General features: G+C 68.3%; 18 protein-coding genes. 10 read left to right on the top strand and 8 right to left on the bottom strand.

Annotated elements, in window-relative coordinates; translation table 11 throughout:
- Positions 1 to 34: 34 nt before the first annotated feature.
- From E0H75_RS02120 to E0H75_RS02110, 3 genes are all read right to left on the bottom strand, one after another.
- Entirely contained in the window at positions 35 to 2,497 is a 2,463-nt protein-coding gene (locus E0H75_RS02120; RefSeq protein WP_131511321.1) for a Tex family protein, read from the bottom strand.
- A gap of 250 nt (positions 2,498 to 2,747) precedes the next feature.
- Entirely contained in the window at positions 2,748 to 4,232 is a 1,485-nt protein-coding gene (locus tag E0H75_RS02115) for a DHA2 family efflux MFS transporter permease subunit (protein ID WP_131511320.1), read from the bottom strand.
- 59 nt (positions 4,233 to 4,291) lie between these two features.
- Positions 4,292 to 4,918 carry a YesL family protein gene (locus E0H75_RS02110; protein WP_238162768.1) on the bottom strand — a complete coding sequence of 209 codons (627 nt, stop codon included), beginning with the start codon at positions 4,916 to 4,918 and terminating at the stop codon, positions 4,292 to 4,294.
- Positions 4,919 to 5,028: 110 nt separating this feature from the next.
- On the opposite strand from E0H75_RS02110, the gene E0H75_RS02105 reads away from it, so the two are divergent.
- From E0H75_RS02105 to E0H75_RS02090, 4 genes are all read left to right on the top strand, one after another.
- Positions 5,029 to 6,099 (top strand): LacI family DNA-binding transcriptional regulator, encoded by a 1,071-nt coding sequence (locus tag E0H75_RS02105; protein WP_131511319.1) that lies wholly within the window; start codon positions 5,029 to 5,031, stop codon positions 6,097 to 6,099.
- A gap of 149 nt (positions 6,100 to 6,248) precedes the next feature.
- Positions 6,249 to 7,523, top strand: a complete 1,275-nt coding sequence (locus tag E0H75_RS02100) for an extracellular solute-binding protein (RefSeq protein ID WP_131511318.1) — start codon at positions 6,249 to 6,251, stop codon at positions 7,521 to 7,523.
- On the top strand, positions 7,520 to 8,458 hold the full coding sequence (locus E0H75_RS02095; RefSeq protein WP_131511317.1) for a carbohydrate ABC transporter permease: 939 nt from the start codon (positions 7,520 to 7,522) through the stop codon (positions 8,456 to 8,458). Before E0H75_RS02100 ends, E0H75_RS02095 begins: the two co-directional genes overlap by 4 nt.
- A complete protein-coding gene (locus E0H75_RS02090) occupies positions 8,451 to 9,365 on the top strand; it encodes a carbohydrate ABC transporter permease (protein ID WP_131511316.1) in 915 nt (304 codons plus the stop codon). Before E0H75_RS02095 ends, E0H75_RS02090 begins: the two co-directional genes overlap by 8 nt.
- Before the next feature lie 285 nt (positions 9,366 to 9,650).
- Here E0H75_RS02090 and E0H75_RS02085 read toward each other — a convergent pair whose 3' ends face one another.
- Complete coding sequence (locus E0H75_RS02085; protein ID WP_131511315.1) at positions 9,651 to 10,259, bottom strand: TetR/AcrR family transcriptional regulator; 609 nt, start codon at positions 10,257 to 10,259, stop codon at positions 9,651 to 9,653.
- Here E0H75_RS02085 and E0H75_RS02080 point away from each other — a divergent pair.
- Together E0H75_RS02080 and E0H75_RS02075 are read left to right on the top strand one after the other, a co-directional pair.
- The gene (locus tag E0H75_RS02080; protein ID WP_131511314.1) at positions 10,258 to 11,865 is read left to right on the top strand and encodes a LuxR family transcriptional regulator; all 1,608 of its coding nucleotides are present in this window, start codon (positions 10,258 to 10,260) and stop codon (positions 11,863 to 11,865) included. The genes E0H75_RS02085 and E0H75_RS02080 overlap by 2 nt on opposite strands.
- Before the next feature lie 53 nt (positions 11,866 to 11,918).
- On the top strand, positions 11,919 to 12,740 hold the full coding sequence (locus E0H75_RS02075) for a class I SAM-dependent methyltransferase (RefSeq protein ID WP_165553390.1): 822 nt from the start codon (positions 11,919 to 11,921) through the stop codon (positions 12,738 to 12,740).
- Here E0H75_RS02075 and E0H75_RS02070 read toward each other — a convergent pair.
- The 4 genes from E0H75_RS02070 to E0H75_RS02055 are packed head-to-tail and all read right to left on the bottom strand — an operon-like array spanning position 12,717 to position 17,328.
- Positions 12,717 to 13,472 carry a class I SAM-dependent methyltransferase gene (locus E0H75_RS02070; protein WP_131511312.1) on the bottom strand — a complete coding sequence of 252 codons (756 nt, stop codon included), beginning with the start codon at positions 13,470 to 13,472 and terminating at the stop codon, positions 12,717 to 12,719. The two genes, E0H75_RS02075 and E0H75_RS02070, sit on opposite strands and share 24 nt — an antisense overlap.
- Complete coding sequence (locus E0H75_RS02065; protein WP_131511311.1) at positions 13,465 to 14,238, bottom strand: RibD family protein; 774 nt, start codon at positions 14,236 to 14,238, stop codon at positions 13,465 to 13,467. Before E0H75_RS02065 ends, E0H75_RS02070 begins: the two co-directional genes overlap by 8 nt.
- Positions 14,239 to 14,290: 52 nt before the next feature.
- Positions 14,291 to 16,624 carry an ABC transporter permease gene (locus E0H75_RS02060; protein ID WP_131511310.1) on the bottom strand — a complete coding sequence of 778 codons (2,334 nt, stop codon included), beginning with the start codon at positions 16,622 to 16,624 and terminating at the stop codon, positions 14,291 to 14,293.
- Positions 16,621 to 17,328: an ABC transporter ATP-binding protein gene (locus tag E0H75_RS02055; protein ID WP_131511309.1), complete on the bottom strand. Its 708-nt coding sequence runs from the start codon at positions 17,326 to 17,328 to the stop codon at positions 16,621 to 16,623. Before E0H75_RS02055 ends, E0H75_RS02060 begins: the two co-directional genes overlap by 4 nt.
- A gap of 129 nt (positions 17,329 to 17,457) precedes the next feature.
- Between E0H75_RS02055 and E0H75_RS02050 the strand changes: the two genes are divergently transcribed.
- The 4 genes from E0H75_RS02050 to E0H75_RS02035 are packed head-to-tail and all read left to right on the top strand — an operon-like array spanning position 17,458 to position 21,250.
- The gene (locus tag E0H75_RS02050) at positions 17,458 to 18,255 is read left to right on the top strand and encodes a sensor histidine kinase (protein WP_238162767.1); all 798 of its coding nucleotides are present in this window, start codon (positions 17,458 to 17,460) and stop codon (positions 18,253 to 18,255) included.
- Positions 18,252 to 18,923 carry a response regulator gene (locus E0H75_RS02045; protein ID WP_131511308.1) on the top strand — a complete coding sequence of 224 codons (672 nt, stop codon included), beginning with the start codon at positions 18,252 to 18,254 and terminating at the stop codon, positions 18,921 to 18,923. Before E0H75_RS02050 ends, E0H75_RS02045 begins: the two co-directional genes overlap by 4 nt.
- A 41-nt stretch (positions 18,924 to 18,964) precedes the next feature.
- A complete protein-coding gene (locus tag E0H75_RS02040) occupies positions 18,965 to 19,846 on the top strand; it encodes a class I SAM-dependent methyltransferase (protein ID WP_165553388.1) in 882 nt (293 codons plus the stop codon).
- Between the two features lie 30 nt (positions 19,847 to 19,876).
- A complete protein-coding gene (locus tag E0H75_RS02035) occupies positions 19,877 to 21,250 on the top strand; it encodes a hypothetical protein (protein WP_131511306.1) in 1,374 nt (457 codons plus the stop codon).
- The last annotated feature ends 5 nt before the right edge of the window (positions 21,251 to 21,255 follow it).

Here is a 21,255-nt window from a genome sequence, read left to right as displayed (position 1 = left end):
TCGGAACTGGTCGCCACCCCTCGACATCACGAGGTCAGCGGACGGTGAAGCCTGCCTTCCGGAAGGCGTCGGCGAGGGAGGTCTCGTCCATCGGGGTGTCGGCCTTGGAGCCGCCGCGGTTCTGGCCTTGACCGCCTTGCTTGCGGCCACCCTGGCCGCCCTGGCCTCGACCACCGCCTCGACCACCGCCTTGACCACCGCCCTGGCCGCCGCGGCCGCCGCCCTGACCACCGCCGCGTCCGCCCTGGCCGCTGGGGCCCCGACCGCCGCCTTGGCCGCCGGCTCCGCGGTTGCCCTGGTTGCCCGGCGTACGCGGGCCGCTGCCGACCTCGTCGTCGAGGCGGAGGGTCAGGGAGATGCGCTTACGGGGGATGTCGACCTCGAGCACCTTGACGGTGACGATGTCGCCGGGCTTGACCACCTCGCGCGGATCCTTGACGTAGTTCTTCGACAGCGCGGACACGTGCGCGAGCCCGTCCTGGTGTACGCCGATGTCGATGAACGCACCGAACGCCGCCACGTTGGTGACCTGGCCCTCGAGCCGCATCCCCGGCTTCAGGTCAGCGATCTTGTCGACGCCCTCGGCGAACACCGCGGTCTTGAACGCCGGCCGCGGGTCGCGCCCCGGCTTCTCCAACTCGGCCAGGATGTCGGTCACCGTCGGCAGACCGAACATGTCGTCGACGAAGTCGGCCGCCTTAAGCCGCTTCAGCTCCGACGACCCGATCAGGGACTTCATGTCCGCGCCGGTCGCGTCGAGGATCCGCCGTACGACGGGATAGGCCTCGGGGTGCACGCTGGACGCGTCCAGCGGGTCGTCGCCGTCGGGGATCCGGAGGAATCCGGCCGCCTGCTCGAACGCCTTCGGCCCGAGCCGCGGCACCTCCTTCAGCGCCGTCCGGGACGTGAACGGCCCGTTCTGGTCGCGGTGCAGGACGATGTTGTCGGCCAGACCCGGGGTGATGCCGGAGACGCGGGTCAGCAGTGGAGCCGACGCTGTGTTGAGGTCGACGCCGACCGCGTTCACACAGTCCTCGACCACCGCGTCGAGCGAACGCGACAGCGAGTTCTCGGCCAGGTCGTGCTGGTACTGCCCGACGCCGATCGACTTCGGGTCGATCTTCACCAGCTCGGCCAGCGGGTCCTGCAGCCGGCGCGCGATCGAGACCGCGCCACGCAGCGACACGTCCATCCCGGGCAGTTCCTGGGAGGCGAACGCCGACGCCGAGTACACCGACGCGCCGGCCTCCGACACGACCGCCTTGGTGAGCTTGAGCTCGGGGTGCTTCGCGATCAGCTCCGCGGCCAGCTTGTCCGTCTCGCGCGACGCTGTACCGTTGCCGATGGCAATCAGCTCGACGTCGTGCGCGGCGGCCAGCGCGGCCAGCGTGGCGATCGACTTGTCCCACTGGTTCTGCGGGACGTGCGGGTAGATGACGCCGGTGTTGACCACCTTGCCGGTCGCGTCGACGACGGCGACCTTCACACCGGTGCGGAAGCCCGGGTCGAGGCCCATCGTCGCGCGGGTGCCGGCCGGGGCGGCCAGCAGCAGGTCACGCAGGTTGGCCGCGAACACCCGGATCGCCTCGTCCTCGGCGAGCTGCCGCAGCCGCAGCCGCAGGTCGATGCCGAGGTGGACCAGGATCTTCGTCCGCCAGGCCCAGCGGACCGTCTCGACCAGCCACTTGTCGGCCGGGCGGCCCTGGTTGTCCACGCCGACCTTGCGGGCGACGGTGGTCTCGTACTCGGTCGGGCCGTCGGCCTCGACACCGGCGGGCAGTGGCTCGATCGTCAGCGTCAGCACGTCTTCCTTCTCGCCGCGGAACATGGCGAGGATCCGGTGTGACGGCATCTTCGTGAACGGCTCGTCGAAGTCGAAGTAGTCCGAGAACTTCGCGCCGTCGGTCTCCTTGCCCTCGCGCACCGCCGACGCGAGCCGGCCCTGCGTCCACAGCCGCTCGCGCAGTTCGCCGATCAGGTCGGCGTCCTCGGCGAACCGCTCGACCAGGATCGCGCGGGCACCGTCCAGTGCCGCTTGCGGGTCCGGGACCTCAGCGTTGACGAACACGGCGGCCGCGGCGAACGGCTCGACGTCCGGGTCGGCCATCAGCCCGTCGGCGAGCGGCTCGAGGCCGTTCTCCCGGGCGATCATCGCCTTGGTACGCCGTTTCGGCTTGAACGGCAGGTAGATGTCCTCGAGCCGGGACTTGGTGTCGGCCGCGAGGATCGACGCCTTCAGCGCGTCGTCGAGCTTGCCCTGGCTCTCGATCGACTCGAGCACCGTCTGGCGGCGTTCCTCCAGCTCACGCAGGTAGCGCAGGCGTTCCTCGAGCGTGCGCAACTGCGCGTCGTCGAGCATCCCGGTGACCTCTTTGCGGTACCGCGCGATGAACGGGACCGTCGACCCTTCGTCCAGCAGCGTCACCGCTGCCCGCACCTGGAACTCGGCGACCTCCAGTTCCCCGGCGATCCGCTGCTCGACCGACTGCACGACCACGTCAATTCCCCTCTACCGGCAACAACCCGCCGAGCATTCTGCCCCGGCCAGGCTCCATATCCTTCCCCATCCCCCCCCCCACCCCGAAACCCCCATCCCACCCCCTGTGGACAACCACCGCCACTCCACCGACTTTGAGCACCGGCCGGCCAGGAATTCGGCGCGAAAGTGGTTGGTGGGTGCTCAAGGTGGTCCAGGTACGCCGAACTCCCCGCGGCCGGGGTGGGCGCGGGGAGTTCGGCGTTCGTTGTCAGGCGGCTTCGAGGACCAGGTCGTCGGTCTCGGTGTTGGCCTCGGCCTGCTTGGCGGGGCGCATCAGGGTGTAGGCGATCGCGACGGCGGCGGCGACGATGCCGGCGGCGATGGCGAACGACAGGTGGTAGCCGGAGGTCAGCGCCTCCAGCGCCGGCTTGGTCGAAGCGACCGCCTCGGTGCGGGTGGCGGACAGCGTGGCCAGGACGGCCAGGCCCAGGGCGGCGCCAACCTCGGCGGTGGTACCGATCAGACCCGAGGCCAGACCCGCGTCCTCAGGCTTGACGTCAGCCATCGACAGCCCCATCAGAGCCGGGAAGCAGACACCGCCACCCAGGCCCAGCAGCACCAGTACCGGCAGCACGTGGACGAAGTAGTTGCCACCGACCGGAGCCTGCGTGAAGAGCAGCAGACCGACCACGATCAGCGTCAGTCCGGCGATCAGCGGGCGACGGGGGCCGAACCGCATGACCAGCTTCTCGGAGTACTTCACCGACAGCAGCCCCATCACCACAGTGGTCGGCAGGAACGCCAGTCCGATCTCCAGAGCGGAGTACCCGAGCACCCGCTGCAGGTAGAGCGAGCCGAGGAAGAAGATGCCGAACATGCCCGAGCTGGACAGCGCCTGGACCAGGTTCGCACCGGTCAGGTTGCGGGAGCGGAAGATCCGCAGCGGCACCAGCGGGTTCGCGGCGGTCGCCTCACGGACGATGAACGCGGCCAGCAGCACCAGCGTCACCAGGCCCAGCACGACGGTCCGCGGTGCGGTCCAGCCCAGCTCGGCGGCCGGCTTGACGATGGTGAAGACGCCGACCATCAGCGCGGCGGTGATCAGGATGGCGCCCGGTACGTCGGTGCCGCGGCCCAGCCCGAGGCCCTTGTCCTTGTCGATCAGCTTGACGGCCAGTACGGCGGTCAGCGCGCCGATCGGCAGGTTGACGAAGAAGATCCAGTGCCAGTTGATCGCCTGGGTCAGCACGCCACCGGCCAGCAGACCGATCGAGCCGCCGGCCGACGCGACGAAGGCGTAGACGCCGATCGCCTTGGCCTGCTCACGCGGCTCGGGGAACAGGGTCACGATCATGCCCAGGATCACCGCGGAGGTCAGTGCGCCGCCGACACCCTGGACGAACCGGGCGATGACGAGCACCTCCTGGGACTGGGCCAGTCCGCACAGCACCGAGGCGGCGGTGAAGACGACCAGGCCGGCGGTGAAGATGTTGCGGCGGCCGAGCAGGTCGCCGAGCCGGCCGGCGAGCAGGAGCAGGCCGCCGAAGGCGATCAGGTAGGCGTTCACCACCCACGCCAGCGAGGAACTGGTGAAGCCGAGGTCGTCCTGGATGGCCGGCAGGGCCACGTTCACCACGGTGACGTCGAGCACGATCATCAACATGCCCGCGCACAGCGTGTAGAGCGCCAGCCAGCGCGAGCGGCCGCCCTGCGCGGCCGGCGAAGTCGCCAGGGTTTCGGTCGTCGCGTACATCTTGGGTCTCCTTGAGTCCTTGTGAGGGCCTTTACACCCTTACGTCGGACCAGGAGGGCTCAGATTGACACGTCCTCAGAACTTTTTTCCGGGCCCGTGCGACCGACCCGGGACAACCAGTACCCGACCAGGGCCGGGACCAGGCCGGAGCCGACCACCAGCAGCGTCGGGAGCTGGGAGGCGAGCGCGAACCAGGTGAGCAGGATGATCACGCCACCGGCCACCGGGAGGGAGCGGCGGAGCAGGAAGAGGTTGGCGGACCGGAAGAGTGTCTTCATGGTCGTGTCGTCGTCCGCCTCGGGCAGCAGCGCGAGCGCGCTCAGGTAGAGCCCGAGGATCATCCCGGTGAGCGGGATCAGCACCGCGAGGGCGAAGACTCGCACGCCACCGCCGGAGTACGCCCAGAACGCGATCCCGAAGGCGAGCATCAACCCGCCGAGGTAGAGCCCGATCCCGGTCAGCCAGAACCGCCGGAACGCCCAGCCGAACTCCTTGAAGAACCGCCGCAGCAACGACGGCCGGTCCTGGCTGATCGCCTCCGGCAGTACTCGTTGCAGCGCGAACGCCGCCGGGAACAGCGTGACGATGCCGAACGAGAGCACCAGGAAGACCAGCTGCAACATCAGCAGATCGCCGATGATCGACAGCTTGGACAGCACAGTGCTGGTCCGGCCGGCGCCTTCCACCGATTGCCTCCTCGTTCCGTGTGAGCGTGCCTGATCGTATGATCACGAACAATCACGCGCCACATACTGCACCAGACTCGGCCAGACTGGGCCACAGCACAGGGGACTGCATGCTTGCACCGGAGCGCCACGAGCTGATCCTGCGGAGCCTGCGCCGGCACGGCCGGCTCCGGGTGGCCGAGCTGGTCGCCGAGCTGGGCGTCTCCGCGATCACAGTACGCCGGGATCTCGCCGAACTGGATTCGGCCGGACTCCTCCGCCGCGTCCACGGCGGCGCGCTCGGCATCACCTCGGCCGACCACACCGCCGGCGGCCGGCCCACGATCGGGATCGTCGTACCGAGTGCGGCGACGTACTACTCCGACGTGATCCGCGGCGCCCAGGCGATGGCGGACCGGCACGGCGCCCGCCTGGTGCTGGGGGTGTCGAGCTACGACGCGACGATCGAGCAGGAGCGGATCGACAAGGTGCTGGGGGCCGGGGTGACCGGTCTGCTGCTCAGTACCGCGCTCGGCGACGCCGACGCGGACAAGGTCGGCTCGCGCCTGGACGACATCGAAGTACCGCTGGTGCTGATGGAGCGGGCGTTCGGATTCCCGCAGGTGGCGCGCGAGTACGACTATGTCCGGACCGACCACGAGTACGGCGCGATGCTGGCGCTGCGGCACTTCGCGGCGCTCGGGCACCGGCGGATCGCGGTCAACCTGCAGGCCACGGTGACGGCGTACTGGCTGCGGCGCGGGATCGAGGCGGCCGCGTCGACGCTCGGGGTCGACCTGTTCCTGTCGCCGGTGGACCTGCCGATGGAGGGGAAGGATGCGGCCACGCTGGCGCAGCTCGACGCGTTCCTGGCCGAGTGCGAGTCGTTCGGCACGCGCGCGGTCCTGATCCACTCCGACGAGCACGCTGCGCGACTGGTCGAGCGCGCGATGGAGCTGGGGCTGCGGGTTCCGGAGGATCTGGCCGTGATCGCCTACAACGACGTGACCGCGGCTCTGGCCGTCGTACCGCTGACCGCTGTCAGTCCGGCCAAGTTCATCCTCGGCGGCACCGCCTGCGAGCTGCTGCTCCGCCGCCTTGAGTCCGGCGCGCCGCGTCCGACCGCGGTCCAGCACCTCAGCCTGCTCCCGGAACTCCGGATCCGGTCCTCGTGTGGAGCGCTTCAACCTGCGATGCACTGATCGGCCCGGTTCCGGTTCTGATCGAATGTGATCATTCGAGCGTCAGGGTATTGACGAGGAAAGCCCTTTCCCATACTTTCGCTGCACCTGGTGCTGGCCCGGCCCTCCGGACCCGCCCGAAACAGGTTCGGCAGCGAAGGAGTTCCCCTGTGAGACGTGGTGTGGGACTGACCTTGCTGGCGGCGGCGCTCGGCGTCGTGGTCAGCAGTTGTGGCAACGGGGTGATCGACAAGAGCACGGACGGGGTCCCGCCGGCCGAGGCCACCGGCACCCTGCGGATACTGCTTCCGTCCTTCCCGCCCAGTACCAAGGGCCGGGAGGAGTTCCAGAAGGTCGTCGACGACTTCCACCAGAAGTATCCGAAGATGAAGGTCGAGCCGGACTTCGCGACGTACAACAACCTGAACGAGAAGTTGTCGACGTCGATCGCGGCCGGCATCCCGTACGACGTGATGGTCACCGGTGTCGGCTGGATCCAGCCGTTCGCGTCGAAGCGGATCTTCGAGGATCTCGGCAAGTACGGCGTGACGCCGGACGTGATCAAGGAGAAGAGCGTCGCGGCGCTGATCCCGGCGGCGACGTACGACGGCAAGCTGTACGCGTACCCGCTGGTCGCCGACGCCCGCGCCGTCGCCCTGCGCAAGAGTGCCTTCCGCGAGGCCGGTCTGGACCCGGACAAGCCGCCGACGTCGCTGACCGAGCTCAAGGCCGCGGCCGAGAAGCTGACCAAGCGGGACAAGGACGGCAACATCACCCGCAGCGGTTTCGACCTGGCCTCCGCGACCGGTTTCCGGCAATCGTTCACGACGTTCCTGACCTCGACCGGCACGCAGCTGTACGTCAAGGGTCAGCCGACGTTCAACAGCCAGGCGGGGCTGGACACGCTGAACTGGATCAAGTCGATGATCAACAACGTCCAGCCGTACGGCCAGACGAACGCGGCCCAGCAGCCGCTGGTGTACTCCGGTGAGGCCGCGATGGGCATCGTCGGCGCGGCGGTCGACTGCTCCGACAAGGGCATCGGCCAGAAGAACTGCGACGACCTCAAGTTCTTCCGCTTCAACAGCGGCAAGGAGATCGAGTACGTCGGTGGCGACCTGGCTTCGATCGGGTCGCGCAGCCGGCACAAGGACGCGGCCTGGTCGTTCATCCAGTCGCTGACCGAGCCGGCCACTCTGGACGCGCTGGCCAAGCTGAACAAGAAGATCCCGGCCTACAAGGACGCCGGCAACTCGCCGCAGGCGAAGTCGAACCCGTTGAGCAAGTTCGTCGCCGACGGCCTCGTCTACGCGGCCAACGAGAACGAGGTGCCGTCCAACTGGCTCGAGATGCGCGGCAACTTCGACATCCAGCTCACCCAGGCGGTCCTCGGACAGAAGGATCCCGCCAAGGTGCTGGCCAACCTGGCAGGACAGTCCCGATGAGCACAACTCTTGAACGTCCAGCACTGGACACTCCGCGCAAGGTCACCCCGTCCAAGGACAGCCGTACGCTGCTCCGCAGTCAGGTCCGGACCGGCTGGGCGCTGCTGACGCCGGCGCTGCTGCACTCCGGCATCTTCATCGTCATCCCGGTCGTCGCCGTACTGGTGCTGAGCCTGACCGACTACAGCTTCGGTGACACCTGGTCCTGGGTCGGGTTCGGCAACTACTCCGACCTGTTCCGCGACGTCGACTTCCTCGCCTCCCTGTGGCACACGGTGCTCTACGCGATCGTGGTGATCCCGATCTCGATGGCGATCTCGCTGGCCGTCGCGATCGGGCTGAACCAGAAGATCCGGGGGATCGGGTTCTTCCGGACCGCCTTCTACATCCCGACGGTGACCGCGACGGTCGCCATCGCGACCATCTGGCTGTGGATCTACAACCCGGGCTCCGGTCTGGCGAACGGATTCCTCAGCCTGTTCGGGTTCGCCCCGAACCGCTGGCTGGCCGACCCGGCGACCGCGCTGCCGTCGCTGATGGTGGTCGGGATCTGGCAGGGGCTCGGGACCAAGATCATCATCTACCTGGCCGCCCTACAGGGCGTCTCTCGCGATCTGCTGGAGTCGGCCGACCTGGACGGCGCGAACCGCTGGCAGCGGTTCCGGAACGTGACCTGGCCGGCGCTCGGGCCGGTGCAGTTCTTCGTGCTGATCACGTCGATCGTGGGCACCTTCCAGGTGTTCGACCTGGTCTACGTGATGACCCGCGGTGGGCCTGGCAGTGAGACCCGCGTGCTGGTGCTGGACATCTACCAGAACGCTTTCCAGGACCTGAAACTCGGCTACGCGTCCGCCGAGACCGTGATCATGATGATCGTGATCGCGCTCTTCATCGGCGTCGGGCGCTTCCTCCAGAAGGCGGATGCCAATGACTAGCGCTACCTTGCCGGCGGTCGGATCCGCGAAGCCGTCGACCAAGCCCTCAGCCGTCCGGCCGGGCCGGATCGTGCTGTACGTCGTCCTGATCGTCGGCGCGATCCTGATGATCACGCCGTTCGTCTGGATGGTGCTGACCGCGTTCAAGAGCGACCTGGAGATCATGAAGTTCTCCTGGCTGCCGGGAGAGCTGCGCTGGCGCAACTTCTCCGAGGCGATGCAGACCGCGCCGTTCCTGCGCTACTTCCGCAACAGCCTGTTCATCGCGGTCGGCGAGACCGCGTTCACGCTCGCGGTGTGTACGACGGCCGGCTACGCGCTCGCGAAGATGCCGCTGCGTGGCGGCAAGATGCTGCTGAACTACTTCATCCTGCTGCTGCTCGTGCCGTTCCAGATCATCCTGGTGCCGCTGTTCCTGATCGTGAAGTCGATCCCGCTGTTCGGCGGGAACAACATCCTCGGCCAGGGCGGCATCGGCTGGCTGAACTCGTGGTGGGGCCTGATCATCCCGCTCGGCGCGGCGCCGCTGTTCACCTTCCTGGCCCGGCAGTTCTACGTCTCGCTGCCGGACGAACTGGCCCAGGCGGCCCGGGTGGACGGGCTCGGTGAGTTCGGCATCTTCTGGCGGATCATGACGCCGCTGATCAAGCCGGCCCTGATCACGATCTGCGTGTTCCAGATCGAGGCGGCCTGGAACGGCTTCCTCTGGCCGCTGATGATCACCACGTCGGACACGATGCGCCCGCTGCAACTGGGGCTGGCGATCTTCTCGCAGAACCCGGCCGAGATCCAGTGGCCGTATCTGATGGCGGGTACGGCGCTCGCGACGCTGCCGATGATCGTGCTGTTCGTCTTCGCCCAGAAGCGGTTCGTCGAAGGAATGGCGAACGTGGGCATCAAGGGCTAGAAGCCCTGGTCCTCGAACAGGTGCTCACCCCGCCCCGGGTGAGCACCTGCGAGGCCCCCCTCATGCGGTGGTCCCGAAGAAACACCGGAGCTTCCCCCAAGTGGCCCCCCACCAGGTCGCTCACCCGTTTATCGGCACAGTGTGGCCGTCGTTACATCATTCGTGCGGTTTTTTCGTGAACTCTCCGCACGATTTCTGTAGGTCCCTACCAAATTCCCACCAAATGTCACCTGCCGCGTCACTGCGATGACGCTCAGTAGGAACGGTGACGGTCAATGATGGCCCTCAGCGGCTGAGGTGGGCGTGGACGACGTGCCGCACCATCGGGGTGAGGTCCGTGGTGGCGAGAAGGTCGAGGGCTCGGGTGGCTCGAAGGGTGGCCAGGCCGTGGATGTTGGTCCACAGGGCGATGGCGCGGTCGCGGGCATCGTCGGAGTGAACCTGGGCGACCAGGTCGATGAAGACCTGGAAGAGCGGGAGGGACTGCTGGCGGAGATTCCCGCCGGCGCCTTCCAGCAGATCGTGCCTGAACAGCAGATCGAACATCCCCGGCCGCTCGGCGGCGAAGTCCAGATAGCGCCCGGCCGCCTCGACCAACAGCTCTTCAGGGGACCCACGGCGTACGCCGTCGGCTTGGAGACGACTCGCGAGGTCAGTCAGACCGGTGGCGGCGATGGCGGCGAGCAGCGCGTTGTGGGTGGGGAAGTAGCGCCGCGGTGCGCCGTGCGAGACGCCGGTACGACGCGTGATCGCGCGCAGCGAGAGATTCGCCAGCCCTTCTTCCTCGAGCAGTTCGACGCCGGCCTCGATCAGCCGCTCACGCAACGGGATGGCAGTCACGTAGACATTGTCAACCCTTGCGCCGCCGGTGACGGCGGGATAGGAGGTCCTCATGTACGCCGAGGCTGTCGAGGCTGGCCGGGTTGCGCTTTCGCAGGGGGCCTGGCCGGTCGCCCGCGCTCGGTTCGAGGCCGCCTTGGAGGCGGCGGTCACTCCTGAGGCGTTGGAGGGACTGAGCTGGGCGACCTGGTGGCTCGAGGACGCCGCTGCGTGCCTGGATGCGCGGGAGCAGGCGTACCGGCTGTATCGGCAGGCGGGTGATGCGCGGGGCGCGGCCAGGATGGCGTTGTGGCTCGGCGACGATCACAACGAGTTCTACGGCGCTGGGGCGGTTGCCGAGGGATGGTTCAACCGGGCCGCGCGGCTGCTCGACGAGTTGGAGTCCTGTCCGGAGCTCGGATGGCTCCGAGTGTTCGAAGCGCACGCCGCGCTCGGAGGCCATGACACCGAGCGCGCGCGGGAACTGGCCGGTGAAGCCCGCGAGCTCGGCCGGCGGCATGGCGCGGTGGATCTGGAGATGTTCAGCCTGGCCACCGAGGGCCTTGCCCTGGTGGAGGACGGCGCCGTCGAGCAGGGGATGCGCTGTCTTGACGAGGCGACGGCGGCCGCGCTCGGCGGGGAGTACGAGAGCCTCGCGCCGGCCGCGTGGACGTGTTGCCGGCTGATGTCCGCGTGTGAGGAGATTCGCGACTACGAGCGCGGCGCGCAGTGGTGCCGGCAGATCGAGGAGTTCAGTCGACGGATGGAGGCCCGCTTCGTCACCGGTGTCTGCCGGGCGCACTATGCGGCCATCCTCAGTTGGCACGGTCGGTGGAGCGAGGCCGAGCTGGAGTTGATCGGTGCTCGCGAAGACCTGACCGCGAAACGCCCGTACTGGCGGGCCGAGGCCGTCGTACGTCTTGCTGAGCTTCGGCGACGGCAAGGTCGGGCGGCTGAGGCAGCGGCGCTGTTCGACGAGGTCGCGTCGCATCCGCTCGCCAAGCGCGGAGTGGCCGAGCTCTGCCTCGATCGGAACGACCCGGCCGCCGCGCGGGACGTGCTGGATCGGATGTTGCGGCGGATTCCGGCGGGATCGGTTGCTCGCGCTTGGCCGCTCGAGCTTCTCGTCCGGGCCGAGACGGCCTTGGGTGACAACGAGTCGGCGGCGATCCATCTGGCCGAGTTCGGCTCGATCGCGGCGACGGTAGCTACGCCGCCGTTGCGTGCGGCGGCGCGGTTCGGTGAGGGACTTCAGGCCGCTGCGGCCGGCGATCATGCGAAGGCGTGCGGGTGCTTCGAGGATGCGGTCGACCTGCTCGACGGCATGGCTCCCTTCGAGGCAGGGCATGCCCGGTTGGAGCTCGCGCGGAGCCTGCTGGCGCTCGGCCGCACCGATGCGGCTCGTCGAGAGGCCCGTACGGCGCTTGAAGCGGTCGCCGTGCCGAGACGGGATCAGGCCGAATTGCTGACCTCGCTCGGTCTGCAAGGCACGGTGCTGAGCTTGCGGCAGGTCGAAGTCCTGCGTCTGATCGCTGGCGGCCTGGGAGATCGCGAGATCGCCGGTCGCCTAGTGATCAGCGAGCACACCGTGCATCGGCATGTGGCCAACATCTACACGCGGCTGGACTGCTCGACGCGCGCCGCGGCCGTGTCCCGAGCCACTCAGCTGGGTCTGTTGTAGATGGCCTGAACAGGTGAAGCGGTCGGATCGCCGGCTGGTCGATGCTGCTGAGCATGGAGCTGCTGGCGCAGTACAAGGAATCGGTGCGTGACACCTGGTCCACCGGGGACTATGACGCGATGCTGCAGGAAGAGGGGCTGTACGAGGCCGGAGCGCGGCTGGTGCGGACGGTCGCCGTTCAGCGTGGTGAGGACGTACTGGACGTGGCCTGTGGGACCGGGAACGCGACGATTCCGGCCGCGGCGGCGGGAGCACGGGTCACCGGGCTGGATCTGACGCCCGCGATGCTCGCGACGGCGCGCGAACGTGCGGGGGATCGCGAGATCGAATGGATCGAAGGGGATGCCGAGGAGCTGCCCTTCGCAGATGAGCATTTCGACGTCGTACTGTCGACGTTCGGGTGCATGTTCGCGCCCCGGCACGAGGTCGTCGCCGACGAGATCGCCCGGGTACTTCGGTCGGGCGGCCGGATCGGACTGTGCGCCTGGACGCCGGAAGGGTCGATCGGCGAGTTCTTCCGCGTGGTCGCTGGGTATGTCCCGCCCGCGCCGGAGTTCGCCGATCCACCACTGGCCTGGGGCGACGAGGACCACGTCCGGGAGATGTTCGAAGGCACCGGGATCGAGCTCGAGTTCAGCCGTGAGCTCGCCGGGCTTCAGCACGAGTCGCCGGAGGCCGCGGCCGATTGCTACGGGACGAAGTTCGGCCCGGTCATGCTGGCGCGGCAGGCATTGGGTGATCGGTGGCCGGCTCTGCGGGCAGACCTGGTCGACCTGTTCACGCGGGACGGCAGTCCGAGCGGGAGTGGCGTCGTACTGCCGTCCGAGTACCTCGTGATCCAGGGCCGCAAGTCAGGCGGGCCGGTGAGCGACTAGGGCGTAGGAGTTGGGGAGCCGGCCGGACCAGGCGGCTGCCTTGGTGCCGTCGGCGGGTCGCCAGAACGGTTCGGCGTACTCCTCCAGTACGTCGAGGCGCAGGCCGGCCGCCACGAGTGCGGTGACGATGTGGCCGAGGTTCCACTGCCATTCGCGGGCGCCGTTGCCGGGGAACGTGTCGTTGACGTTGGTCTCGGCGAAGTAGCTGCGGTCCGGCCGGATCCGCGGCTCGTCCTCGTCCCAGGTCCACAGCGGAACCGTCGGGTGCGCCTCGTACACGAACAGGCTCCCGCCCGGCCGCAGTACTCGAGCCACATCCCGCGCCCACGCACCGATATCGCGCATCCAGATCAACGCACCCTTGCCCGTGTAGACGAGGTCGACAGACCCGTCCTTCACGGGTACGCCGGGAACCTCGGCGACGACGTACCGGCAGGCAACCCCCAGCTCGACCGCACGCCGCTGAGCCGCCCCCGCCGCGACCGAGCTGTAGTCCACCCCGATCACCCGCGACGCCCCACCGTTCAGCAACGCCACGTCATCCAGCCCATGCCCGCTCTGAAAGTGCACAACCACAGGCCGATCGGCGAGCAACGGCCCCAACAACTCCGCCTCCCGCGCAAACAACCGCCCCCCGTCCCGAGCCTGCGCCAACAGTTCGTCGTACTCCCGAACATGCTTGCCCGAGGCCCGTTCCCACACCACCCGATTACCCCGCACCACCTCATCCATCCGAGGAGTCTCCCAGGATTTCGTAACGCAGGCTGAGAATTCCTTCGGGGGTTGTGTTGCTGGTGAGGAGGCGGAGTTGGGTTGGTGATTGGTCGAGAGTCAGTTCGGGGCCGTCGAAGATGGTGGGGACTCCGCGGCCGCCGATGGCGGTGGGGAGGAGGACGAGGTGGAGTTCGTCGATCAGGTTGGCGCGCAGGAGGGTGCCGTTCAGGGTGCCACCGGCTTCTGAGATGACGTGGGTGACGCCGAGGGCGTCGCGCATGCTGCGGAGCGCCAACGCGAGGTCGACGCGATCGTCGCCGGCGACCAGGTAGGGGATGGTTTCGTGGCGGAGATAGGCGAGGTACGACGGTGGGGTCGCGCGGGCGACGAGGAGCAGGAGATCAATGCCCTCGCCGCCTTTCTGATCCCAGTGCACGCGACCGCGACCGTCCACGACCGTGAACCACTTGCGGTGGTCTGGGTGTTCAACGACCTCCGGCGGCAGATAGTCCTCGTACAGTCCGTCGTCGGCCGCCGGTGGAAGCTCCAGCGGCGCGGCATCCTCGGTGACGAAGGTGCCGCTGCCCTCGAGGATCGCGGTCGGCGCGTACAACTCCTCGAGCAGAGCGTTCCGCGCCGCGTACACCGCGTCCGCACCATCCGGCTGCATCGAGCGCCATACACGCCCAGCCTCCTCCGACAGCAGCAGCCGGTCGCGCCCGAGCGTCACCCGGCCGTCCACCGACGCCGTCACAGATACCACCACACGCGCCCGATCAGTCATGCCCGACTTCTTATCAACGGCCGCCGACATTAGAGGGCGTCTGAGAACCCTCTTACTCGTTGTGCAGAACCTCGGCGATCGTCGTCCGGGCCGCCGAGCGAGCCGGGAGCAACGCACCGAGGCCGGCGATGACGATGCCGGCCAAGACCAGCACAGCGAGGAGTTGGGGCGGATACACGTCGAGCATGAAGTCGGGTACGTCGACCTGCGCGCCGTTCGCCATCGCCGGAACGACCAGCCGGTGCGCAACAATGCCGAGCGGGATGCCCAGCAATCCCCCGATCGCCCCCAGCGCGGCCATCGACGTCACGTCCATCAACGTCACCTGGGCCGGCGTCATACCGATCGACTTGAGCATCCCGAGGTCGCGCCGCCGCTCGCGGGTGTTCAGTACGACGGTGTTGAACACGCCCAGCGCGGCCACGGTCCCGAGCATCAAGGTCAGCAGGATGACGGTCACCAGGACGGCCGTCACAAACGTGCCCGCGTCCTGACCCGATGTCTGCTGCAGCCCCGAATCGCCGGCCTGCACCGCCTCGACGTACGTGCCGAGGTCAGTGCCCGGCTGGAGCTGGACCTCGTACAACTGCGCCCGCGTCTCGGGTGCGACGAGTTGCAGAGTCGCCCAGTTGGACAGCACCTCTTCGCCCGAGTTGTAGAGGGCCTTGCCGACGATCCGCACCCGAACGCTCTTGCCCTGCGAGTCCAGCGTGATCGTGTCGCCGACGGCAAGCGCCCGCTGCCGCAGGAACCGCTCGGACACGACCACCTGCCCCGGTCCGTCGAACCACTGCCCCTCCAGCAGCCGGTAGCCAAGGTGCTCGAAATCCCCACGATAGAAGGACACTCGCAGGTCCTGACTCGTCCCGGCCAACCGCATCGGGAGGTCCGCACTCGCCGTCACGTACTGCGCTCCCGCGGTGGACCGCAGCAGCGCCTCGTCCTCCGGATCGCTCAACTTCGCGACCGGCGGCCCGTCCTCCGACGGTGGCTGCGGTCCCGACGTACCCGCGAACATGGTCAGGTCGACCGCCCCCACGCGGCTGGCGGCCGTCTGGTAGTTGGTCAGCGACGTCCCGAGCCCCACCGCCAGCGTCACGCTTGTCACCCCCAGTACGACGGCAGCCAGCGTCAGCGCACTGCGCGCCGGGCGTGCGAACGGCAGACCGAGGCCAAGGCTGACCGGCCGCGGCAGCCGGATGCCGCTCAACCAGCGCTGCGCACGCAGACCGCGTCCGGCACGAGGAGCACTGCCCGCGCTGATTGCCTGCGCTGCCGACAAACTGCGTGCGCGGAGTGCGGGTACGAATGCGGACAACGCGACCAGGACAGGTACGCCGACCATCGCAGCCACGTCCACCCACAGCGGTACGCCGATGCCGCCGGCGCCGTAATTCTCGAAAGCCCTTGTCAGCAAGGACTCCGCGAGCAGATTGCCCGCGACGACCCCGAGTGCGCACCCGACGATCGCCGGGATCGAGATCATCGCCAGATAGACCGTCATCACCTGCGTGGGCGTGAACCCGAGCGCCTTCAGTACGCCGATGTGCTTGAAGCCGGCCACCACCGCACCGCTGACCACGTTGACCACGATCAGCGCGGCCACCGCCAGTCCGAGCCAACCGAACACCATCAGGAACGGCACGAATGTGTTCGGTTCACCAGTCGCAAGTGCCTTCAATGCAAGGTAAGACTGCGTCCCCAGCAGAGCCCCCGACGGCAGTCCGGTCGTCACGGCGGTCTGGCCGGCGGTGATCTGCTCGTTCGTCGCGGCATCGGCGAAGCGGTACAACATCTGACTCGCCGTCGGATGCAACGCCGTCATCTGCTCCGGAACGACCCAGGCATCGGCCGACATGCTCACGCTGTACGCGAACCCGACGACCGTCAGCGTCGGCCCACCGTTCGCGACCGTGAGCTTGGAGTCCAACGTCATGGCCCCGGGTCCGTTGCTCGACTCGACCGGGTTCCGGTTCAGCACGATCTCGCCCGGCTTGTCCGCCCACCGGCCCTTCCATACGTTCAGCCGGTCCACCGGCCCACCGGAATCCGCCCGCCCGACGGTCACCATCGAATCAGGCTGACCGGGTTGCTGCCCCGAGCCCAGCGCGACCGTCGCCATGGCGAACGGACCGGCCACTGCCTCTGCTGGCTTGCTCGCTTCGGTGAGCTGCGCGTCCGTGACCTTGGTCCGGTCGTACGACGCGGCCAGGTGGGCACCGCTCTGCCGGGTGTACGCCTGGTCGAAGGGACCACTCGACGCCGCGAGGAGTCCGAGCGCCACCACGATCATCGTTGTCGACAATGCGACAACCACACCGATCACGATCGTCTGCAGCCTCCGCCGTCGTACCGCTGCTCGCGACACCGGCCAGACGGCGCTCACGGCGTACGCTCCAAAGCGCGCTCGCCGGCAATCCGCCCGTCGACTACCTCGATCACTCGGCTCGCGCAGCGGGTCGCGAGTTGCTGGTCGTGGGTGACCAGCAGCAGGGTCTGACCGATCTGGTTGAGGTCCAGCAGCAGGTCCATCACCTGCTCACCGGCACGGGTGTCGAGTGCACCGGTTGGTTCGTCGGCGAGCAGGACGGCGGGCCGGTTCATCAGCGCCCTGGCGACGGCGACCCGTTGTCGTTCGCCACCACTGAGCTGGGCCGGATAGGTGTTCCGGCGACCGGCGATGCCGAGTTCCTCGAAGAGTTCGAGGGCGCGTTTGCGGGCCTGTGAGGCAGATGTCCCGGTCAGCTGCGCGGCCAGTGCGACGTTGTCCAGGGCGGACAGATCGTCGAGCAGGTTGAAGAACTGGAAGATCATGCCGATCCGCCGGCGCCGGTAGAGCGCCAGACCCTTCTCGTTCAGCGCGCCCAGGTCCTCGCCGTGCACCGTGACGGTCCCCGAGGTCGGCCGGTCGAGTCCGGCGACCATGCTGAGCAGCGTGGACTTGCCGCTGCCGGACGGTCCCATCACGGCCACAGCCTCGCCAGAGTTGACCTCTAGTGAAACCCCGTCGAGCGCGACGGATTCGCCGTACTCCTTGCGTACGGCGGTGAGCCGTACGACCGCCTGTCCGTTGCCTTCGTCATCGGTCATGGGTTCACGCTAGGAGCACCGGTGCCCGCCGGGCGTCAGCCTGCGGAGGTAACGTCCGCGGCGGGTCATCCTGCAGATGTACGCCCGCGGATGATGCGGAACCCGGACCGCCACTGGGACAGTGTTCTTGTGCGGAACGTCGTCTGGCTGATCGTTGCGGTGGTGGCGGTGCTCGCCGCCGGACTGCTCGCGGCCGCGCTGGTCCGGGCCCGGCGGGCGCACGCCCGGGCGCTCGAGGAACGAGGCTGGCTGCTCGAACGCGAGCGGGAGACGGCAGCGAAGAACGCCGTCGACGCCGAACGAGCCCGGATCGCCCAGGACCTGCACGACATCGTCAGCCACAACGTGAGCGTGATGGTGATCCAGGCCGGCGCCGCCCGCCATGTGCTCGCGAGCGAGCCGGCCGATGCCGAAGCCGCGTTGCTCGCAGTCGAGGCGGCGGGCCGCGACACGATGAAGGAGCTCCGGCACCTGCTCGGTCTGCTCGCACCGTCGGCGGAAGGCCAGGACGAGACGCTGGCCCCGCAACCGAGTCTGAGCCGGCTCAGTCCGTTGATCGACCGGATCGCCTTCGCCGGACTGCCGGTCGAGGTACGGATTTCCGGGGAGCCGCGACCGCTCCCGGCCGGCGTCGACGTCACGGCGTACCGGATCATCCAGGAGGCGCTGACGAACGCGCTCAAGCACGGCGACGGGGTGCAGGCGCAGGTGACAGTCCGGTACGCCGACCACGCGCTGCGGATCGAGATCCTGAACTCCGGGCCGAGCGTGCTCTCCGGCGGACGTCCACCCGGCCCGGACGGCGAGGGTCGCGGCTTGCTCGGACTGCGGCAGCGGGTCGCCGTGTACGGCGGCGACCTCGATGCACGGCGCCGACTCGGTGGTGGGTTCCGCGTGCGGGCCAAGATCCCGTTGGAGCGGCCGTGAGTGCGCCGCGGGTGGTGATCGCGGACGATCAGGCGCTGGTGCGGACCGGGTTCCGGATGATCCTGACCGCGCGAGGAATCGAGGTCGCCGGTGAGGCCGCCGACGGTGGCGAGGCCGTCGATGCGGTCCGGCGGCTGCAGCCCGACGTCGTTTTGATGGACATCCGGATGCCGACGATGGACGGCCTGGAGGCGACCCGGCGCATCCTCGCCGAGTCGCCGGACTGCCGAGTACTGATCCTCACCACGTTCGACCTGGACCGCTACGTGTACGCCGCTCTGGCCGCGGGAGCCAGCGGATTCTTGCTGAAGGACGTCACACCCGAGCACCTCGCGGCCGCCGTCCGGCTGGTCAACACCGGTGACGCGCTGCTCGCGCCTTCGATCACGCGACGGCTGGTCGAGCGGTTCGCGACCGGGGATTCGGTGGCGACGCCACCCGCCGTACATCGTGACCTGGCCGCCCTGACGCCGCGGGAGCTCGAAGTACTGACGCTGATGGGACACGGACTGTCCAATGCCGAGCTGGCCGCCGAGTTGACCCTCAGCGAGGCGACAGTGAAGACTCACGTCGCCAGGATCTTCGCCAAGTTGTCACTCCGTGATCGCGCCCAGGCCGTCGTACTCGCGTACGAAACGGGTCTGGTGGCCCCCGGAGCCTCGACGTGACGATGGTCTGCACTGGGGTTTGGGACAAAGGGGACTGGTTGATGAGCGACGGACCGAGCGTCTGCATTCTGTGTGCCGAGAAGGGGCCGTTCCGGCGGCGGGGGGAGAAGGGCGGCTACGGGATCGAGGAGTGCCCTGCCTGCGGGCTCGTGCAGCTCGTGCCCACGCCGACGCCCGAGACCCTGCGTGCTCTCTACGAGGGCGACACGTACTTCGACGGCGAGGCAGGGACCGGCTACTCGGAGTACGAGGACCAGGAAGAAGAGTACCTGGCGACGTTCCGTGAGGACGTCCGCCGGATCGGTGAGTTCATCCCGAGCGGCCGGATCCTCGAGGTCGGCTGCGGGTACGGCTACTTCCTGCAGGCTGCGGAAGAGGCCGGGTACGACGCGTATGGGATCGACCTCTCGCCGATGGCCGTCGAGTGGGCCGCGAAGCGCCACCCGGACCGCGTGTTCCTCGGTCTGCTCGAGGAAGTGCCCGAGATCCAGGACCAGAAGTACGACGTGATCTTCGGGTCGCACCTGATCGAGCACCTGACCGAGCCGGCCGACTTCCTGCGCCAGGCCGGCAAGCTGCTCCGCCCCGGCGGCCTGGTCGTCATGGTCACCCCGAACATCAAGAGCCTGCTGTCCCGCGTCTCCGGCTCCCGCTGGGTCTCGTACAAGATCCCCGAACACGTCAGCTACTACGACCCGGGCACCATCACCACCTTGCTGAACCGCACCGGCTACACGGTCCGGAGCGTTGACAGCGCGTACCAGTACTACGCCCTGCCGTTCATCGGCACCCGCGTCCGCGAACTGCTGAACCCGGTCTCGCGCCTGATCCCACCGGTGGAACGTCTCGGCGCCCTCCGCGACCGCAAGATCCGGGTCACCAGCGGTTCTATGCGCGTCCTGGCCGCCTGGAACGGCGAGTGAGTTGACCCGTGCCGCGGAGAGAATCGCGGCATGCGTCTCAGCCGTCGTGCATTCGGGACCCTGGCCGGCGGCGCTGTACTGGGGCTGCTGACGGCGTGCGCCAAGACGCCTGAGGAGGCAGCTGCCGACCGGCTCGAGTGGCTGCGCGGTCTGGATGGTGTGGAGAAGGCCGAGGTCGTGGCCGCCGGCAACGATGAGCTGATCGTCCTGACGTTGGCGAAGCGGCTGCCGGACCAGGCCGTCGCCACCCTGGTCGACGAGGTCAAGCGGGGTTTCGATCGGTACGACGATGACTACTACAACAGCATCGAGCTGGCCATCGACGACTTCCGTGCCCGATTCTCCCCGCCGAGGAGGGCGGTGCGGGATTCCGATCTGGAGCGGGTGCTCTGGCTGCGCAAGGACGGCCGGGCGACGGCGTCGACGTACGGCTCGTCGGGCCCGATCGTGACGGCGCCGGCGTCTGCGGTGGCTGCGGTGGCCGTTGGGTTCGATCAGGCCGCACAGAGCGACGACGGACGGCGTACGCACCGGGTCGAGTCGGTGGACCGGCAGGTCGTCGTCGAATGGACCGACAGTCCCGGCCTCGGGTTCCGCCTTGATCGGGTGGCGACGCAGCAGTTCGCCGACCTTCAGGCGAAGTACCCCGGGCTGACCGGGTGGATCCAGGCGCCGGACCGGCTGGCCGGCATCTACTTCGCGGCGGCGGACATCGAGCTGGACGCGCTGCTCACGGGCCTGCCGAAGCTCGTGACGACTGAGCAGTTCAAGAAGCTCGAGCTCGGCTGGGGACCCGTCCGGGCACCGCACACCCTCTTCACCAAGGCGTTCACTCCGCAGGTCCGGGCGCTGATCGGGCCGCTGGTGAAGATCCCCGGCGTGACGCGGATCGACCTTCGCGACGACGACGGCGTGGCGAAGCCGGAGACCGTCACCGTGAAGGATCGCGCCGGGTACGTCGCCACGATCGCGAGCCTGCGCTCGGTCTGGGATTCGTATCTGTCGGTCCAACTGATCAGGAGATCGTCCCGGTACGTCGGGCATCTCGGCCGACCGGTCTTCCGGGGCTCGCTCTTCGACGCGGGTGCGGAGTACCGGATCCACGCGGCCGTCGCCGATCTCGCCGGCGTGACCGAGGTACAGGTCGGCCCGGAGTCCGCCAACCTGACCATCGCCAGGGACATCACCGACGCCGAGCTCGCGACGACCCTCAAGGCGATGGCCGAGCTGCCCGTGGCGAACCCGATCGACCTGGCGGTGAGCGACGACCCAGAGACCTTCGACATCACCCTGATCGGGCATGTTACCGCCGGTAAGTACGTCGCCCCGAGCCCTGCTCCGGCCAAGGTCGACCCGGCGCTCATCACCCGGGTGACCACTGCCTGGATCCGCGCAGCCCGCTGAAGTTC

It is taken from the genome of Kribbella capetownensis (genome assembly GCF_004331485.1).
GTDB lineage: Bacteria > Actinomycetota > Actinomycetes > Propionibacteriales > Kribbellaceae > Kribbella > Kribbella capetownensis.
The sequence above is the reverse complement of the archived record's forward strand: the minus strand, read 5'-3'. Positions and strand labels throughout refer to the sequence as shown.

Excerpts from the sequence above, each read along its gene's own strand:
- E0H75_RS02040 (WP_165553388.1), top strand. The coding sequence starts at position 18,965 with ATGAGCGACGGACCGAGCGTCTGCATTCTGTGTGCCGAGAAGGGGCCG.
- E0H75_RS02065 (WP_131511311.1), bottom strand. The coding sequence starts at position 14,238 with ATGACTGATCGGGCGCGTGTGGTGGTATCTGTGACGGCGTCGGTGGAC.
- E0H75_RS02085 (WP_131511315.1), bottom strand. The coding sequence starts at position 10,259 with ATGAGGACCTCCTATCCCGCCGTCACCGGCGGCGCAAGGGTTGACAAT.
- E0H75_RS02035 (WP_131511306.1), top strand. The coding sequence starts at position 19,877 with ATGCGTCTCAGCCGTCGTGCATTCGGGACCCTGGCCGGCGGCGCTGTA.
- E0H75_RS02095 (WP_131511317.1), top strand. The coding sequence starts at position 7,520 with ATGAGCACAACTCTTGAACGTCCAGCACTGGACACTCCGCGCAAGGTC.
- E0H75_RS02115 (WP_131511320.1), bottom strand. The coding sequence starts at position 4,232 with ATGTACGCGACGACCGAAACCCTGGCGACTTCGCCGGCCGCGCAGGGC.
- E0H75_RS02105 (WP_131511319.1), top strand. The coding sequence starts at position 5,029 with ATGCTTGCACCGGAGCGCCACGAGCTGATCCTGCGGAGCCTGCGCCGG.
- E0H75_RS02070 (WP_131511312.1), bottom strand. The coding sequence starts at position 13,472 with ATGGATGAGGTGGTGCGGGGTAATCGGGTGGTGTGGGAACGGGCCTCG.
- E0H75_RS02055 (WP_131511309.1), bottom strand. The coding sequence starts at position 17,328 with ATGACCGATGACGAAGGCAACGGACAGGCGGTCGTACGGCTCACCGCC.
- E0H75_RS02080 (WP_131511314.1), top strand. The coding sequence starts at position 10,258 with ATGTACGCCGAGGCTGTCGAGGCTGGCCGGGTTGCGCTTTCGCAGGGG.
- E0H75_RS02075 (WP_165553390.1), top strand. The coding sequence starts at position 11,919 with ATGGAGCTGCTGGCGCAGTACAAGGAATCGGTGCGTGACACCTGGTCC.
- E0H75_RS02090 (WP_131511316.1), top strand. The coding sequence starts at position 8,451 with ATGACTAGCGCTACCTTGCCGGCGGTCGGATCCGCGAAGCCGTCGACC.